Source organism: Stutzerimonas stutzeri (assembly GCF_000935215.1).
Taxonomy (GTDB): Bacteria; Pseudomonadota; Gammaproteobacteria; order Pseudomonadales; family Pseudomonadaceae; genus Stutzerimonas.
Genome location: NZ_JXXD01000010.1, coordinates 1 through 17,283, shown reverse-complemented (window position 1 = coordinate 17,283; position 17,283 = coordinate 1). Strand labels below are relative to the sequence as shown.

Genomic DNA, 17,283 nt, shown 5'->3' with positions numbered 1-17,283 from the left:
CAGCCGATAGGCGCAGTCGGCCTCCTTGAGCCGCTTGGCCGCACGGAGCATCTCGCCCAGCTGATAGCTGCCGTTGGCAATCAACAATAATGCCTCGTTGCCCGGCTGCTCCTCGACCACGATGGCGCCGTCGCGCGCCAACTGTTCGGCCTGGGCCTGATCGAAGTAGCACGGCCGGTCGCGTTTGGGCATGACCACACAGGCCAGCTCGCCGCGCGCCTGGTAGATCGATGGCAGCAGCGCCAGGGCGCTGTTGTGATCGGCCGGAAACAACACCCGGACCATATCGTTCATCTCTCCGAGTAGCGCCTCGCAGAAGGTCGTGTCCTGGTGGGACTGCTGGTTCTTGCCGTTTTCCCAGGTGTGCGACGTCGCGATCAAGGGCCAGCCGAGCCAGCCTGCAGGCCTGCCAATCTCCTTTTGCTGCCGGGAAAAAATAATGCTCTGCCGCACCACGCCCAGCATCTTCACGCAGAAGGCTTCGTAGCTGGCCACCAGGTTCAGGCCGCCCTGGTTGGCAAGGCAGGCGGATACCACCGCCTCCTCGTTGAGAGCGGTGATGATGGCGCCGTCCACGGCCTCTAGCTCGCTTTCCGGCTCGATGACGCGATGCTTGAGCGCCTTCAGCACGCCGCCCAAACGGTTGCTGGCCAGCTCGTCCGGATTACCCACCCGCGGCCGCAACGCGGGGTTGGCGGCCGTCAGCTCGACGAAGAAACGATCGACCGCTGCCATGGGTGAACAGGCGTCGTCGCGGTAGTTCAACTTCGGCATGGTCGGCGCAGGCGGGCGTCGCGAGGCGAGCGGGTTGTCGCGCTCCAGCGTTCGACCCTGGCGACTGCGCGCGAACAGCTCCAGTGAAGCAGCCAGCTCCTGTTGCGGTACGAACAGACGCGCCGCGTGCTCGTTGAACAGGTCGCGTGACTGCTCATCGCGGCTCGGATTACCCGGCAATGGCAGGTTGTGCGCTGCGTTGCTGCCGGCACCATAGAAGCCGAAGCCTTTCACCGTCTCGGCGATGCCGTAGGGCATCGGCAGCGGATAGTTGAGAATGCCGCGCGCCTTCTCTTCCACGCGTCGCTCCAGGCGCAGCTCCATCTCCCACAGGGTTGTGACGAAAGCAGCAGGGTCACGCCCATCGAACGGCATCGGGTCGAAGCCGCACTGACTCAAGTGCTGACGGAAATCCTCGAGCCCCTGCTCGGTGCCAAGCGCGGTACGCTGCTCGATTCGCCGCCCGTTGGCAATCATCACCGGCAGCGCGACGCCGCAATCTTCGGCACGCCACCAGCGAGGAATCCAGTCACTGCCGCGCTGTTCTTCCGCCGCGCCATCTGAGAGGAAGGCCACCAGCGTCTCGCCCGGCAGCGGCATGTGTGCGTATTGCAACTCGGCGAAACCGAGATAACCGCCCTCGGCAATGCCGCCGGCGGTGTGCGGATTGACATGGCTGCCCAGCGGCGCGAGCGGACTGCCGTCGGCGGCCTGGCCGTAACCGTAGAAATCCTGCAGCAGGCGATTCATGCCCGCCTCGCCGCCCGCATAGGCTTGCGCCTGCTCCGGATGCAGGTTGCCCGTCAGCAGATTGAGCGCATCGACGGCCGCCACACAGTGGCCCTGCCCCATCAGCCAGGCGCGGGTGCGGCCAGTCAGTGCATTCAGGGCGAGGTAACCGGCATAGGCCGGCACCATGTTCAGCGCGCCGCCGGTATGCCCCTCGGGGTTATGCTTGAAATCCTCGGCAGCCAACGGCGAACCGTCCAGATGCACCTGGCGCGCGTAGGTCATGTGCACCACCAGCCAGAGTCCGGCGCTGGCGACCCGGTCGACCGCCTGCAGCAGCCGGTAAACACTGGCCAGATCCGGCTGATGACCTGCCTGTACCAGCTGATGGGCCAACCGGAACACCGCCGCCTGGGTCTCCAGCGCGTGCTCGAACGGCCCGAAACCTACACGCCAGGTGGCGAACTCCGGTTCGGCTTGCGCGTGTTGATCCAGCTCGACAAGGCTGGGCAGTAGCTGACTCATGGGTTCACTCCGTTGGTAAGCGGGTTGTGCTGTAGTCTAGGCAGCGCTCGATTCGTTATCTCTGATATGTATCAAGTGGTCATGGCAACCGAGCGGGCAATGTGGACATCATCGTACAGACAGGAAGGCAACATGGCTTTGCTCAGTTTTCTAGGCGCCATTCAGCAGGTCACCGGCTCCTGCTATCTCATTGAGACCCATGACGGTGCAAGGGTTCTGCTCGAATGCGGCATGCATCAGGGCCGTCGGGAAGAAGCCGGCGGCGACCGCAGCACCTTCGCCTTCGACCCCAAGACGATCGATGCGGTGGTGCTGTCCCACGCGCATATCGACCACAGCGGCCTGCTCCCGCGCCTGGTCGCCCTCGGCTACCGCGGCGAGGTGCACTGCACCGATGCCACCGCGGAGCTGCTCGAACTGATGCTGCTGGATTCGGCGCAGATTCAGGAAAAGGATGCCGAGTGGGAAAACAAGTGGCGCGCACGGATCGGCAAACCGATGATCCAGCCGCTCTACACCCGCGTCGACGCCGAGCGCATGTTGAGCCAGCGCACTCCCCACGCCTATGGCGAGACGTTCGATGTCGCGCCAGGTGTCGCGGTGACCTTCCACGATGCCGGTCACATCCTCGGCTCCTCGATCGTGCAACTGGATGTGCACGACCATGGCAGAACACGGCGCGTGGTCTTCTCGGGCGACCTGGGCAACGACTGCTCGCCGCTGATGCATGCGCCGACCGTGCTCAAGGAAGCTGACGTGGTGCTCATGGAGTCCACCTATGGCGACCGCGACCACCGCAGCCACGAAGACACGATCGAGGAGCTGGCCGGCATCCTGCAACAGGCCCATCGCGATGGCGGCAACGTGCTGATGCCCTCCTTCGCCGTCGGACGTACGCAGGACCTGATCTACTACCTCGGGCGCTTCTACCGGGAAGGCCGCCTGCCGCAGCAAGCGGTATTCCTGGACAGCCCGATGGCCATCGGCGCCAACGCCATCTACTCGCACTACAAGGATCAACTGGATCTCGACGGCGTCGACAATGCCCTGAGCGGAGCCAGCGGCAAGCTTTACGCCGAGCGCTGGTTGCCGATCCTCCGATCCACGCCGACACCGGAAGAATCGATGGCGATCAACCGCTTCAAGAGCGGCGTGATCATTATCGCTGGCAGCGGCATGTGCACCGGCGGGCGCATCCTGCACCACTTCAAGCACAACCTCTGGCGCGAGGAGTGCCATCTGGTGATCCCTGGTTTCCAGGCACGCGGTACCCTCGGCCGTGCCATAGTCGACGGAGCGAAAAGCGTCAAGTTGCTGCACCAGCGCATCGCCGTGAATGCCAAGGTGCATACCCTCGGAGGGTTCTCCGCTCACGCCGGCCAGTCTCAGCTCATCGACTGGGTCAGCAACTTCGAAAGCCGTCCGGAGCTCTACCTGGTGCACGGCGAGCTGGAGAAGATGCAGGCGCTGCAGCAGACCATCCGTGAACGTCTCGACTGGGAAGCACGCATTCCTGAACCTGGCGACCGAATCGCCATCTGAACGCAGCCCGCCGAAGCCGCTTGCGGCTTCGGCCGACTGCGCGCCACGCAACCGGCTTGAGCCGGCTGATCGCACCCTATAGCCTGAACGCGACGCTCATACATGGAGATGTTGTATGTCCTTTGATTCGGATGACTATCTGTCGCGGCATTTCAAGACCAGCGGCGCCGAGCTGGAAAGCAAGATCGATGAGCTGGCCGCCTTGGTCGTTCCGGAGAACAGTGCGAACCTGTCCCTATACCGGGAGATGCTGGTGACCGTCATGCGCATGGCTCAGGCCGACCGCAGCCGCTGGGATGCCAAGATCCTGCTGCAGACGATGCGCGAAATGGAGCACGCATTCAGCCGGCTCGACCAGTTCAAGCGGCGCCGCAAGGTCACGGTATTCGGCTCAGCCCGTACGCCGGTCGAACATCCCCTGTATGCGCTGGCCCGTCAGTTGGGCTCCATCCTTGCGCATTACAACTTCATGGTCATCACCGGCGCCGGTGGCGGCATCATGGCCGCCGCTCACGAGGGCGCCGGGCGCGACAGCAGCCTCGGGCTGAACATCACGCTGCCTTTCGAGCAACACCCCAACCCGACGGTGGGTGGCACCGAGAACCTGTTGTCGTTCCATTTCTTCTTCGTGCGCAAACTGTTCTTCATCAAGGAAGCCGATGCGCTGGTGCTCTGCCCCGGCGGGTTCGGCACGCTGGACGAAGCACTGGAAGTGCTGACGCTGATCCAGACCGGCAAGAGCCCGCTGGTGCCGATCGTGCTGCTCGACGAACCCGGCGGCACCTACTGGAAGGATGCACTGCAGTTCATGCGCGGACAGCTGGAGGAGAATCGCTACATCCTGCCCAGCGACATGCGATTGATGCGCCTGGTGGACGATGCCGAGGAAGCAGCCAGGGAAATCGCCAACTTCTATCGCAACTTCCACTCGAGCCGCTGGCTGAAGGATCGTTTCGTTCTGCGCCTGAACCACGCACTGAACGACCAGGCGATGGAATACCTGAACGCGGAGTTCACCGATCTGTGTCTGAAAGGCGTATTCGAACAGCAGAACTGCTGTGAATCGGAACTGGACGAGCCCGAACTACAGCGCCTGCCGCGCTTGAGCTTCGTCTTCAACGGCCGCAACCACGGTCGATTGAGGGAGCTGACGGACTACGTCAACGAACCGGCCAACTGGGCGCGGCCGCTGGCGAGCGAGGACTGATGGCCTTTGATGGCCTGGACTCTGGATATTGCGAGCGCTCGTAAGGCTGGTCGGCTTCAGCACCGACTGGTCTCCGGCGCGCACAACCTGGCATAGAGCCCCGTTACCGCATCAATCCGCCGAGCTGTCGCCGCGCAACACTCGACTGATCAACTCCAGCGGATAACCGCGATAGCTGAGAAAGCGCCCCTGCTTCGCCCGCTCTTTGGCATCGGCAGGCAACCGTCCAGCGAACTTGCGCTGCCAGAGTTCGCGCAGCTGCTCACCCCAGTCAAAACCACTGTCACGCAATGCCTGCTCGATATCCGCTCTGGCCAGCCCGCGCTGGGCCAATTCCTCGCGGATACGCAACGGCCCATAGCCGGCGTTGGCCCGGCTTCTGACAAAGCTTTCGAGATATCGGGATTCGGAAAGCAGCCCCTGCTCGCATAGACGATCCAGGGCCTGCTCGATTAACTCAGGCGGGGCGCCACGCTGGCGCAGCTTGCGAGCCAGCTCGACGCGACCATGTTCGCGTCGAGCCAGCAGATCCATGGCCGTCCGCCGTACCGCGACGGGGTTATCGAGCACGGCAGCCATGGGGATCAGAGATCGGCGTCAGCCAGATCTTCGGTAACCGGGTTGGCCTTGGTGTTTGGCGCAACCACCAGCAACTTGTCGCGGATCTGTTGCTCGATCTCCTGACCGATCTCCGGATTGTCTTCCAGATACTTGGCGGCGTTGGCCTTGCCCTGGCCGATCTTGTTGCCCTTGTAGGCGTACCAGGCGCCGGACTTCTCCACCAGGCCCTGCTGCACGCCGAGATCGATGACCTCGCCATTGCGATAGATGCCCTTGCCATAGAGGATCTGGAACTCAGCCTGACGGAAGGGCGGCGCCACCTTGTTCTTCACTACCTTGACGCGGGTTTCGCTGCCGACCACTTCGTCGCCTTCCTTGACCGCGCCGGTACGGCGAATGTCCAGACGAACCGAGGCGTAGAACTTCAGCGCGTTACCACCGGTGGTGGTTTCCGGGCTGCCGAACATCACGCCGATCTTCATGCGGATCTGGTTGATGAAGATGACCAGGCAATTGGCGTTCTTGATGTTGCCGGTGATCTTGCGCAGCGCCTGGGACATCAGACGGGCCTGCAGGCCGACGTGCGTATCGCCCATCTCGCCTTCGATTTCGGCCTTGGGCACCAGCGCCGCCACGGAGTCGACGATGATCACATCTACCGCGTTGGAGCGCACCAGCATGTCGGTGATTTCCAGCGCCTGCTCGCCGGTGTCCGGCTGCGAAACCAGCAGGTCGTCGACATTCACGCCCAACTTGCCGGCATAGTCCGGGTCCAGCGCGTGTTCGGCGTCGACGAAGGCACAGGTGGCGCCCATCTTCTGCGCTTCAGCGATCACCGACAGGGTCAGGGTGGTCTTACCGGAGGATTCCGGACCGTAGATTTCGACGATACGGCCCTTGGGCAGGCCGCCGATGCCAAGCGCGATGTCCAGGCCCAGCGAGCCGGTAGAGATGGCCGGAATGGCCTGACGATCATGATCGCCCATGCGCATCACTGCGCCCTTGCCGAACTGCTTTTCGATCTGGCCCAGGGCTGCAGCCAAGGCGCGCTTCTTGTTCTCGTCCATCAAATCCTCACTTGATCAAGAGGGCCGGAGGCCACAACAACTGTATAAGTAGCCAGTATTAGAACATAGGCAAATTTACTCGCCTAGCCCCGAAACCGTTTTTCTCCGACCGCCAGCGCAAGCAGCCCTTGCAACGCCTCCGCCACCGCCTGCTCACGTACGGCCTGGCGATCACCGGTAAATAGATAGCGCTGGGCCTGCACATGCGAGTCATCGGCCCAGGCAATCCAGACCGTACCAACCGGTTTTTCTGCCGTGCCGCCGCCGGGTCCGGCAATGCCGCTGACAGCCACCGCAAAGCGCGCACCACTGTTGCGCTGCGCGCCCCGCGCCATGGCCTGCACCACTTCGGCACTGACCGCGCCGACCTGCTCGAATAGCTCCGCCGGTACGCCGAGCTGGCGCGTCTTCTGGGCATTGGAATAGGTGATATAGCCGGCCTCAAACCAGGCCGAGCTGCCGGCGATACGGGTGATGGCCTCGGCAATGCCACCACCGGTGCAGGATTCCGCGGTGCTGACCTGCGCACCCAGTCGTTGCAGCGCATCACCCAGCTGTGCGGCCAGTTCGGTGAGATTCATCAGGGCTCCAGCCGAAGGAAAGTGGCCGATACCCTACACCAGCGGGCTCCCGAGTTCAGCCATCCGGATGGCCAATGGTCGAGTTACGCGTCGCCCATCAGGCATCCTGGCGAACCGGCAGCACGACACGCTCGCCGATGCTCCGTCCGCGACGGCTTACCACTGCATCACCATAGCGCTGGATGGGATCTGCCAGGGTTCGCTTGACGAAGAAGCCGAACAGCGTCACCAGCGACAGCATCACCGCGATGTAGAGCGGGCCGGGAATGGCCAGCGCTCCAGCGCCGAAGCCCAGCCGCTCGGCGATTGCGAATACCGAAGGATGGGCCAGGAAGACGATATAGCCGATCCCGCCTAGCGGCGCGATCCAGCGCAGCCCCTTACCACTGATGCGTGTCGCGCCAATGAAGACCGCAACACCCATCGCATAGCTGACGAAGTAGCGATACCAGGTTTCCCCGAGACCGGTATCGCGCGAGTAGGCGAGCACGCAGATCGGCAACAGAAACAGGTAGAACAGGCCCACTGCGATGCGCGCGTAATGCCCGGTATCGGGTGCGCGACCGTTATCCGTGGCCTTCCACAATGCGCCGAGGAAACACACACTCAGCATCAGCGGCAGAGCCACCGGCAGCTTCATTTCCAGCTTGTAGCGTAGGAACGCGAGCAGCAGGGTGAAGGCGTACTGGGCCAGCAGAAACAGCAGATCGCGCTTGGCCGAGCCGCCCAGACGCAGCGCGAAGATGACAATGCACAGCACATAGAAGGTCAGCTCTATTTGCAGCGTCCAGTACAAACCGATCACGTTTTCGACAAATACGAAGCCTTGCAGCATCGTCGCATTGATCGCGATGACAGCCGGACTGAACACCCGAGCCGGATCGTCCCAGGGGAACATCACGCCGAGAAGCAGCGATAGCCAGTACAGGGGAAACAGCCTGAAGAAGCGCTGATAGACGAAGGCTGCGACAGGTCGTTCGTAGCGGTGGCGGCTCTTGTACAACGCCGCGACGACGAAATAGCCACTCAAGGCGAACAACACCAGCACGCTGGTCTTACCGACATCCAGTACCGTTTTGCTGACAAGAAACAGATCGCTGGTCAGCCCATCGAAATGGCCGTCACGCTTCATTTTTGCGATCAGATGGGAATAGGCAACGCACAACGCCGCAACGCCGCGCAGGGCGTCGAGTCCGAGTAGTCGAGACATGTCTGCTGCTCACTTGACCAGAAAGGGAGGTCGCCAGCATTACTGCAGGAAGAACTGACGCGAGGGGGTAGAACAGGCATTCGCCGAGGCGGGATGGCCGGGACTGCAATCCACAGGGCGGCGAAGCACGAGCGATAATCAGGCAAGCTACCGCGACAGGCACCGAGGGGCCTGCACGACTGCGTGATCGAGGGAGTCGCAGGCCCGGCGTACACGAGGCCCGAAGCGCACCGGCAACCTGTCGACAGACCAGAGTTACCAACAGCTCCGGTTCGCTTGTCAACGCCTTCTGTGCCCGGCCCGACAAATGACACCTGAACGCCGCTCAAACTGTCCCATGTCGTCACCTGTCGAGCCGCTCAGCCCGTGTTAACCTTGCCGGCTTTCCCGCGTCAACCTGGCTCCGGACGGTCCGACCGCACCGTCATCCGATAGCCTTACCCGCCACTCAACGAACCGCACGCAAGCCGATGACCAAGCCCAACGCCGACCTTTCCGCCCATACGCCGATGATGCAGCAATATTGGAGACTCAAGCGCGAGCATCCAGACCAGCTAATGTTCTACCGCATGGGCGACTTCTATGAGCTGTTCTACGACGATGCCAAAAAAGCCGCCGCGCTGCTCGACATCACCCTGACCGCACGCGGGCAGTCGGCGGGCACGGCGATCCCGATGGCAGGCATTCCGTTCCATTCCGCCGAGGGTTATCTGGCGCGGCTGGTGAAGCTTGGCGAGTCGGTGGTGATCTGCGAGCAGATCGGCGATCCGGCCACCAGCAAAGGGCCGGTGGAGCGCCAGGTGGTGCGCATCATCACCCCTGGCACGGTGAGCGACGAGGCATTGCTCGACGAGCGTCGCGACAACCTGCTGGCTGCGGTGGTCGGTGATGAGCGCCTGTTCGGCCTGTCGGTGCTGGACATCGCCAGCGGCCGCTTCAGCGTGCAGGAACTCAAGGGCTGGGAAACCCTGCTCGCGGAACTGGAGCGTTTGAGCCCGGCCGAGCTGCTGATCCCCGACGATTGGCCGCAGGGCCTGCCGCTGGAGAAACGCCGCGGTGTGCGCCGTCGCGCGCCCTGGGATTTTGATCGCGATTCGGCATTCAAGAGCCTCTGCCAGCAGTTCTCCACCCAAGACCTCAAGGGCTTCGGCTGCGAGAACCTGACGCTGGCCATCGGCGCCGCCGGTTGCCTGCTCGCCTACGCCAAGGAAACCCAGCGCACCGCCCTGCCCCACCTGCGCAGCCTGCGTCATGAGCGCCTCGACGACACGGTGATCCTCGACGGCGCCAGCCGGCGCAACCTGGAGCTGGACGTCAATCTGGCCGGCGGCCGCGAGAACACGCTGCAATCGGTCATGGACCGCTGCCAGACCGCCATGGGCTCGCGCCTGCTGACCCGCTGGCTGAACCGCCCGCTGCGCAACCGCGAGACTCTCGAAGCGCGCCAGGATTCGATCACCTGCCTGCTCGAGCATTACCGCTTCGAGCAGCTGCAGCCGCAGCTCAAAGACATCGGCGACCTGGAACGCATCCTCGCCCGGATCGGCCTGCGCAACGCCCGCCCGCGCGATCTGGCGCGCCTGCGCGACGCGCTCGCGGCGCTACCGCAGCTGCAGGCGGGCATGCTTGGCCTGGTGGCACCGCATCTGCTGGAACTGGCGAAAAGCATCAGCACCTACCCGGAGCTGGCCGAACTGCTGGCCCGCGCCATCATTGACAACCCACCGGCGGTGATCCGCGACGGCGGCGTGCTGAAGACCGGTTACGACGCCGAGCTGGATGAGCTGCAGTCGCTTTCCGAGAACGCCGGACAGTACCTGATGGACCTGGAAACCCGCGAGAAGGCCCGTACTGGCCTCGCCAACCTCAAGGTCGGCTACAACCGCGTGCACGGCTACTTCATCGAACTGCCGAGCAAACAGGCCGAATCGGCGCCGGCCGACTACATCCGCCGGCAGACGCTCAAGGGCGCCGAACGCTTCATCACCCCTGAGCTCAAGGAGTTCGAGGACAAGGCGCTGTCGGCCAAGAGCCGCGCCCTCGCCCGCGAGAAGCTGCTCTACGACGAGCTGCTGGAAATGCTCATCGGCGACCTGGCGCCGCTGCAGGAAAGCGCCGGCGCGCTGGCCGAACTGGACGTGTTGAGCAACCTCGCCGAGCGGGCGCTGAATCTCGATCTGAATCGCCCGCGCTTCGTCGAGCAGCCGTGCATGCGCATCGAGCAGGGTCGCCACCCGGTGGTCGAGCAGGTATTGGAGACGCCTTTCGTCGCCAACGACCTGGGCCTCGACGACGCCACCCGCATGCTGGTCATCACCGGGCCGAACATGGGCGGTAAATCGACCTACATGCGTCAGACCGCGCTGATCGTGCTGCTGGCACAGATCGGCAGCTTCGTCCCGGCAGCCGCCTGCGAGCTGTCGCTGGTGGACCGCATCTTCACCCGCATCGGCTCATCGGACGATCTCGCCGGCGGGCGCTCCACCTTCATGGTGGAAATGAGCGAAACCGCGAATATCCTGCACAACGCCAGTGATCGCAGTCTGGTGCTGATGGACGAAGTCGGTCGCGGCACCAGTACCTTCGATGGCCTCTCGCTGGCCTGGGCGGCTGCCGAGCACCTGGCCAAGCTGCGCGCGTTCACGCTGTTCGCCACCCACTACTTCGAGCTGACGGTGCTGCCGGAAAGCGAGCCAGTGGTGGCCAACGTCCACCTTTCCGCTACCGAGCACAACGAGCGCATCGTCTTCCTGCACCATGTGCTGCCAGGGCCGGCGAGTCAGAGCTACGGCCTGGCGGTGGCACAACTGGCCGGCGTGCCGGGCGAAGTGATCCAGCGCGCCCGCGACCATCTGTCGCGCCTGGAAACCACCAGTCTGCCCCACGAAATGCCGAAAATAGAGCCCGGCCAACCCGCGCCGCCCATGCAGAACGACCTGTTCGCCAGCCTGCCGCACCCGGTGCTCGAGGAATTGGCACGGATCAATCCCGATGATGTGACGCCGCGCCAGGCGCTGGACCTGCTATACAGCTTGAAAACTCGCATTTGATACGCCGCGAAAGCTGCTAGAATCGCGCGCATTTTTTTGATAAGCGGCATTTGCCTGTGCCGCCTACTCGCAGGGGCGTCACCGTAACGCCTACCTGACACGCCTGAGGAGATAGCTAGACATGACCTTCGTCGTCACCGACAACTGCATCAAGTGCAAATACACCGACTGCGTGGAAGTCTGCCCGGTGGACTGCTTCTACGAAGGCCCGAACTTCCTGGTGATCCACCCGGACGAGTGCATCGACTGCGCACTGTGCGAGCCCGAGTGCCCGGCCCAGGCGATCTTCTCCGAAGACGAGGTACCGGAAGATCAGCAGGAGTTCATCGAGCTCAACGCGGATCTGGCGGAAGTCTGGCCGAACATCACCGAGAAGAAAGACGCCTTGGCCGATGCCGAAGAGTGGGATGGCGTGAAGGACAAACTGCAGTATCTGGAGCGCTGATCGCCAGCCGAATCCAGACAAAAAAATGCCCGCAGCGATGCGGGCATTTTCATTTTTACTACCGTAAGACGTCGACCGGTCAGGCCTTGTCGATGCCTTTTTTCAGGGTGTCTTTCACATCACCCTTGACCTGCTGGGCCTCGCCCTTCACTTCCTGGCGCTGGCCTTCGGCTTTCATGCGCTCGTTGTCGGTCGCCTCGCCCACGCCTTGCTTGATCTTGCCGACGGCTTCGTTGGTGTTGCCCTTGATCTTGTCTTCAGTACTGCCCATGGCGAACTCCTGGCTTCTCATTGGTGACATAGGGTGGACCGCCCACGCGAAGCGTTAGTTTCCCCCGGCCATCGGGAACAGAGCGGCTCACGCGTGGCGCGAAGGCAGCAGACGACGCAGCAATGGCCGCCCCGCCAGATGCAGAAACACCGGCGCGCCCACGATGAGATAGAAGTAATAGGTCACGAAGCGCCAGATCAGAATCGCCGCCGCCGTCGTCGACTTGCCTACCATCGGGGTCAGCAGCGCTGCCGATGCCAGTTCGGCACTACCGGCACCACCGGGCAGCAGGCTCAGTTGGCCGGCGGTCAGCGCCAGTAGCTGGACGAGAAAGGTCCAGGCCCAGGCCAACTCGCTGCCCAGGCCGCGCAGCGTCAGATAGAGCACGCTGAAGCGCAGCAGCCAGTGCAGCGTGGTCAGCCCGAACACCGCAAGCAGAAGACGACGCGGCAGGCGAAAACAGTCGACCAGCGCATTTCGGAAGCCCAGCACCTTGCGTGCCCAACGGCGCTTGCGTGACGGTTTCATGCCAAACCGGCCAACCAGCCAGCCATTGAGCAGAAATACCTGCCGGTGGAAGCGGCCGAGCAGCGCCAGCAGCACCATCACACCGATCAGTAACGCGACGCTGAAGCCCAGCAGGCTGGCGATATGCGCGTTGAGCTTGTGGGTCAGGGCATAGAACAGCACACCGACCAGGGCGCAGGCGAAGAACAGCAGATCACTCAGCTGCTCGACGGCATAGGTCGCCGTGCCCTTGGCCGGCGCCACGCCCTGGCGCATGAGCAGCGCCATCAGGGTCAGCGGCCCGCCGGCTCCCCCGGGCGTCGCACAAATGGCGAATTCGGTGGCCACCACGATGCCGAATGCGCGGCGCTGGCCCAGCTTTCGCCGACCGAGCAGCAGGCGCAGGCGCAGCGCATTCAGATTCCAGCCGACCAGCACCATGACAAGCATGGAGGCCAACAAGCTGCCCGGAAAATGGCGCAGCCGTTCGAACAGGCCGGTGCCACCAAGCAAAAGCGGCACCATGGCCGCCGCGAGCAAAGCACCGCCCAACAACCACCAGCGCCGGTTCATGCCACGGCGCTCGTCTGGCGGTATCGGCGCAGCCAGTCGATCTTGGTCAGTGGGGTCCTGCCGTCCCGCAGCAGACGCTCGAGCACATCGAGCCAATAGCCCCGGGAGAACTCGTGGCGCATATCCACCGGATGCAGGCCCAATCGCAGCAATGGCGCCTGACGGCTCTGACGCAACTGGCGTTCGCTGACCAGCCAGGACACACCACGGCGCCAGGCGCTGCGAGCGCTCCAGACCAAGCCAGGAGCGACGATTGGAGTGAAATCCGGCAACAGGTAAAGATGGCTTGGATCACTGGTATAGGTCAGCCCGCTGTCGGCCAGTACACGCCGCGTGCCCTCGCTCATCAGCCAGGCTGGTGCGACGAAGCCATGCAGCGGCCATCGCTGGCGCCGGAACAGCTCCAGGCCATGCGCCAGCCGTTCACCGGCAGCCCGTTCGTCAAGGCCATAGAACTCGCCTTCATGGGTGTACACCCGGCGCATGAACCAGTCCCGCGGCGTCTTCGGCGCGGGCTCGAGATCGGCGTGATAGCAGCCGTGTAGCACCAGTTCGTCACCACGTTGCACACGCTGGTCCAGTAGCCGGCAAAACTTCGGCTGCTGCTCCAGCGGATTGCGCTGATGAAAGTCCGGGACCACCAGCCAGGTGATCGGTACACCGCCGATGGCGTCCACCGCCTCGACGAAGGGCCGGTAGTCCGGCCAGGTTTCCGCGGCCACGTCGTGCAGCACCAGCGTCAGAGCAGCCTCATCCATGTACGGCTACCGGCAGGTCCGCTGTGCCGAGCACCGCGTGATAATGGGCGAGCAATCCCGCCACCACGGCATCCCAGGCATGGTGCGCCTCGACATGCTGGCGCGCCTGCTGTCCGAGCAGTCGCGGATCGTCTTCGAACAGCTCGCGTACGGTATGCGCCATGGCCCTCGGGTCGAGCGGCCGACACAGGCGCCCGGTGTAGAACGGCACCAGCTCCGGCAACGCACCGGCACGCGCGGCGATCACCGGAATACCGCTGGCCATGGCTTCGAGCGCCACCAGGCCGAAGGTCTCCTGATTGCCGGCATGCAGCAGCACATCGCTACTGGCCATGTAGCGCGCCACCTCGCTGGCACAACAGAAGCGGTCGATCACCGTGACGTTGTCCGGCACCCGCTGCGGCATGCTCGAACCCACCAGCAACAGGTGGTACGGCTTGCCGAGCTGGCGCGCGGTTTCCAGCAGGATGTGCAGGTTCTTCTCCCGCGAACCGCGCCCGGCAAAGATCATCAGCCGGATGTCGTCGGCCAGGCCCAGCTCGCGGCGCAGATCGGGGTCGCGCCGCTCGGGGCAGAAGGTGTCCAGATCAACCCCCAGGGGCTGCACGAAGACGTTCTTCACGCCGAGGTGGATGAGCTTGTCGGCCATCACTTCGCTGGGTGCCAATACCCGGTCGAAACTGCCGTACAGCTTTGAAACGTAGCCGTTGAGGTTAGTGCCCAACCAACTGCCGATACGGTTGCTGACCAGCAGCGGCAGGTCGGAATGGTAGAACCCGATCACCGGAACATTCAGCCGGCGCCCGGCGTCCAGTGCCGCCCATGCGGTCATGTAGGGATCGCCCACCTCGATCAGATCGGGACGCAGCGAACGCAGCAGATTGCGCCAGGGCGCGCGGCGGATGGGAAAGCGGTAGCCCTTGCCGAAAGGCAGGATCGGCGCCGGCACCTCATAGAGGCCGTCGTTGTGACTGTAGTCACCACCCGGCACCAGAATGCTGTGCCGCACGCCGGAGTAAAGCTGCAGCCTGCGATGCTTCGCCTCGAGGTAGGTGCGCACGCCACCACTGGCAGGCGCGTAGAACATGGTCATATCCGCGATATGCAAGGTACTTCTCCGTCGGTCCCATAGCAGAACTCCGGCCTCGCCGGGCACGTCGCGCGTCAGCGGCATGCTCCGCAATCCCTGCGGAATAATTCTGTAATGAAATAGATGACCGTTACGTAGAAGGGTTGTTCGCAGCGGAGCGCCAGACGGCGTCTCAGGCGTCCGGCACCTTCTCGCCCGGGTCCTTGCCTTCGACCGAAGCGTGTTCGATCACCGCATTGAGTTCGGCACCGAACAGCAGCACCGCCGAGGAGATGTACAGATAAAGCAGCAAGACGATGATGGCGCCGATGCTGCCGTAGGTCGCGTTGTAGTCGGCGAAGTTCTGCACATAGATGCCGAACGCGATCGAGGCCAGAATCCACACCAGTACGGCTAGCACCGAGCCCGGCGTGATGAAGCGAAACTCCTGCTTCACATCCGGCGCCACGTAGTACAGCAGCGCCACCACCAGCATCAGCATCAGTACGATCACCGGCCAGCGCAGCCAGGTCCAGAGCAGCACGACGACGTCCTTCAGGCCGACCTGCGAAGCCAGCCACTCCATCACCTGCGGCCCGACGATCATCAGCCCGGCCGACAACAGCAGCAGCACGGCGATGCCCACGGTATAGGCCAACGAAAGCAGGATCAGCTTCCAGCTCGGTCGCCCCTCCTCCACGTCGTAGGCGCGGTTCATCGCATTCATCAGCGAGCGAAAACCGACCGAGGCTGTCCACAGCGCCACGACGATACCGAACGACAGCAGCCCCGCCTTCTGTTCCTGCAACTGGTCAATGACCGGATTGATTTGCTCCATCGCCATCGGCGGCAGGGCCAGCTCGGCCTGCATGCGCAACCAGTCGAAGAAGTTCTGTAGATCGAGAAAGCCGAGCAAGGCGATGAGAAACAGCAGGAACGGAAACATCGAGAACAGGCCGCGGTATGCCAGCGCCGAGGCATAGGTCGACATGTCGTCGTTGCCGAATTCCTTGAACGTACGCTTGAGCAAGGTCACGGCCCCGATACCGCGGGTGTCCAGCATGGCCATCGATGTTTCCCCAATCAGTGAAATGTGCGGTCTAGAAAATGGGACGACCGCTCTGCTGGAGAGTTCGCTGCTAGTCGCTCGCGAGAGGCTCCACACGGATCGCACCTTCGTGCAGCACCGCTCGCCATACCCGCTCGGCGGGATCGCGCAACAGGGCTTCCGCCAACTCTGGCTCCAGGCGCGTGCGCAGCCGCCGGCTGAGGTCGCGCGCACCGAAGCGCGAGTCGTGCGCGCGGCAGATGGCGCGTTTGACGGCCTCATCGACCTGCAACCGTACGCCCTGTCGGGCCAGCCGCTGTGCCAGCTTGCCCAGTTCGACATCGAGCACTGCCTTCAGCCGGTCGCCCTGGATGCTATCGAACTGCAGCGTGCGGTCGATTCGATTGAGGAACTCCGGATCGAAATGCCGATGCAGCGCCTGCCCGAAGCTGCGGCTTCGCAACGCGGCACGGCCCATGCGTGGTATCGGCCAGCGCTCCCACCGCGCAGCCTGCCGTGCGCCGATGTTGCTGGTCATGAACACCAGCGCGTTGCGGAAATCCAGGGTCCGGTTGCCGGCAGCCAAGGTCAGTCGTCCGCTATCCAGCACATTAAGCAAGCTGCGCACGACTTCCCAACTGGCCTTCTCCAGCTCGTCGAACAGCACGATACCGGGCCGGCTGAAGCTTCCGGCGATGGCCTCGGCGTCGAACAGGGTCGTGCCTTCCTTGCTGCCCACATAGCCGGGCGGGGCTCCAGTGAGCGCGGCGGCGTAGTGCTCCTGGGCCAGGGTATTCATGTCGATGCGGCAGAAGGCGTCCGGCTTGCCATGAATGGCCTGGGCCAGCAGACGGACGATCTCGGTCTTGCCAACCCCGGTCGGACCAATGAAGAGATTGACCGTCAGCGGACGTTCGGGATCGCCTATTCCGGCCTTGACCACGCGAAGCATCGCCTCGATCTCGCCCAGCACCGCATCCTGACCAACGATACGACTGCGCAGCAGCGCCATGACGGCCTCGACGTCGAACAGGAAGCGCGACACCGGCTTCGGCGCGTGGTCCTCCCGGTCGCTGGCTTGCGCGAGCTGGGTACGGTTGTGCTCGATCAGTTCATTCACGAATGGCATGAGCGCCCCGGTGCGAAGTATTGAACGTGCGGCCCATCAACCATTGGAGCGAAGGGGCGCGGGGAATGGGTGCGATTAACGCTGCGCATCCGCCACTACCTGCTCTCCGAAAGGCAAAACCTGGATCGCAGCGAGGGCGGGCAATAGCCCAAAGCAAACACTGGCCTGCAACCCTCGCGCGCTCCAAGGAGAGGGCCGGGGTGAAGGGCGCATGACCACGATGGCAAGCCCCCCCCC

At 63.4% G+C, this 17,283-nt stretch carries 15 protein-coding genes; 4 read left to right on the top strand and 11 right to left on the bottom strand.

Annotated elements, in window-relative coordinates:
• Positions 1-2,028: phosphoketolase family protein (locus LO50_RS01265; RefSeq protein WP_044313838.1), on the bottom strand; the 2,028-nt coding region annotated here is incomplete at its 3' end.
• Positions 2,029-2,160: 132 nt separating this feature from the next.
• Here LO50_RS01265 and LO50_RS01260 point away from each other — a divergent pair.
• The gene (locus tag LO50_RS01260; RefSeq protein WP_044313837.1) at positions 2,161-3,570 is read left to right on the top strand and encodes an MBL fold metallo-hydrolase RNA specificity domain-containing protein; all 1,410 of its coding nucleotides are present in this window, start codon (positions 2,161-2,163) and stop codon (positions 3,568-3,570) included.
• A 115-nt stretch (positions 3,571-3,685) separates the two neighbouring features.
• On the top strand, positions 3,686-4,777 hold the full coding sequence (locus tag LO50_RS01255) for an LOG family protein (protein ID WP_014819879.1): 1,092 nt from the start codon (positions 3,686-3,688) through the stop codon (positions 4,775-4,777).
• Between the two features lie 111 nt (positions 4,778-4,888).
• On the opposite strand, the gene recX is transcribed toward LO50_RS01255, so the two are convergent.
• The 4 genes from recX to LO50_RS01235 all read right to left on the bottom strand — a co-directional run bounded on the left by recX (position 4,889) and on the right by LO50_RS01235 (position 8,196).
• The gene (gene recX / locus LO50_RS01250) at positions 4,889-5,356 is read right to left on the bottom strand and encodes a recombination regulator RecX (protein WP_041013536.1); all 468 of its coding nucleotides are present in this window, start codon (positions 5,354-5,356) and stop codon (positions 4,889-4,891) included.
• Between the two features lie 5 nt (positions 5,357-5,361).
• Positions 5,362-6,405, bottom strand: coding sequence for a recombinase RecA (recA, locus tag LO50_RS01245; protein WP_014819877.1), 1,044 nt, complete (start codon positions 6,403-6,405; stop codon positions 5,362-5,364).
• A gap of 83 nt (positions 6,406-6,488) precedes the next feature.
• Positions 6,489-6,986, bottom strand: coding sequence for a CinA family protein (locus LO50_RS01240; RefSeq protein ID WP_044313836.1), 498 nt, complete (start codon positions 6,984-6,986; stop codon positions 6,489-6,491).
• 97 nt (positions 6,987-7,083) lie between these two features.
• On the bottom strand, positions 7,084-8,196 hold the full coding sequence (locus LO50_RS01235) for an acyltransferase family protein (RefSeq protein WP_044313835.1): 1,113 nt from the start codon (positions 8,194-8,196) through the stop codon (positions 7,084-7,086).
• Positions 8,197-8,666: 470 nt separating this feature from the next.
• Here LO50_RS01235 and mutS point away from each other — a divergent pair, with 470 nt between their 5' ends.
• Complete coding sequence (mutS, locus tag LO50_RS01230; RefSeq protein ID WP_044313834.1) at positions 8,667-11,246, top strand: DNA mismatch repair protein MutS; 2,580 nt, start codon at positions 8,667-8,669, stop codon at positions 11,244-11,246.
• 121 nt (positions 11,247-11,367) lie between these two features.
• Complete coding sequence (gene fdxA, locus LO50_RS01225; protein ID WP_003285709.1) at positions 11,368-11,691, top strand: ferredoxin FdxA; 324 nt, start codon at positions 11,368-11,370, stop codon at positions 11,689-11,691.
• Positions 11,692-11,770: 79 nt separating this feature from the next.
• Here fdxA and LO50_RS01220 read toward each other — a convergent pair whose 3' ends face one another.
• The 6 genes from LO50_RS01220 to LO50_RS01195 all read right to left on the bottom strand — a co-directional run bounded on the left by LO50_RS01220 (position 11,771) and on the right by LO50_RS01195 (position 17,046).
• Entirely contained in the window at positions 11,771-11,962 is a 192-nt protein-coding gene (locus tag LO50_RS01220) for a CsbD family protein (RefSeq protein ID WP_003301156.1), read from the bottom strand.
• A gap of 87 nt (positions 11,963-12,049) precedes the next feature.
• A complete protein-coding gene (gene gpgF, locus LO50_RS01215) occupies positions 12,050-13,042 on the bottom strand; it encodes a glucosaminyl phosphatidylglycerol flippase (protein WP_044313833.1) in 993 nt (330 codons plus the stop codon).
• Complete coding sequence (gene gpgD, locus LO50_RS01210; RefSeq protein ID WP_044313832.1) at positions 13,039-13,800, bottom strand: N-acetylglucosaminyl phosphatidylglycerol deacetylase; 762 nt, start codon at positions 13,798-13,800, stop codon at positions 13,039-13,041. The genes gpgF and gpgD overlap by 4 nt, the downstream gene beginning before the upstream one ends.
• Complete coding sequence (gene gpgS, locus LO50_RS01205; protein WP_044313831.1) at positions 13,793-14,908, bottom strand: N-acetylglucosaminyl phosphatidylglycerol synthase; 1,116 nt, start codon at positions 14,906-14,908, stop codon at positions 13,793-13,795. The genes gpgD and gpgS overlap by 8 nt, the downstream gene beginning before the upstream one ends.
• A gap of 154 nt (positions 14,909-15,062) precedes the next feature.
• Positions 15,063-15,938 carry a YihY/virulence factor BrkB family protein gene (locus LO50_RS01200; protein ID WP_014819855.1) on the bottom strand — a complete coding sequence of 292 codons (876 nt, stop codon included), beginning with the start codon at positions 15,936-15,938 and terminating at the stop codon, positions 15,063-15,065.
• Between the two features lie 70 nt (positions 15,939-16,008).
• Entirely contained in the window at positions 16,009-17,046 is a 1,038-nt protein-coding gene (locus LO50_RS01195; RefSeq protein WP_044313830.1) for an AAA family ATPase, read from the bottom strand.
• Between the last annotated feature and the right edge of the window lie 237 nt (positions 17,047-17,283).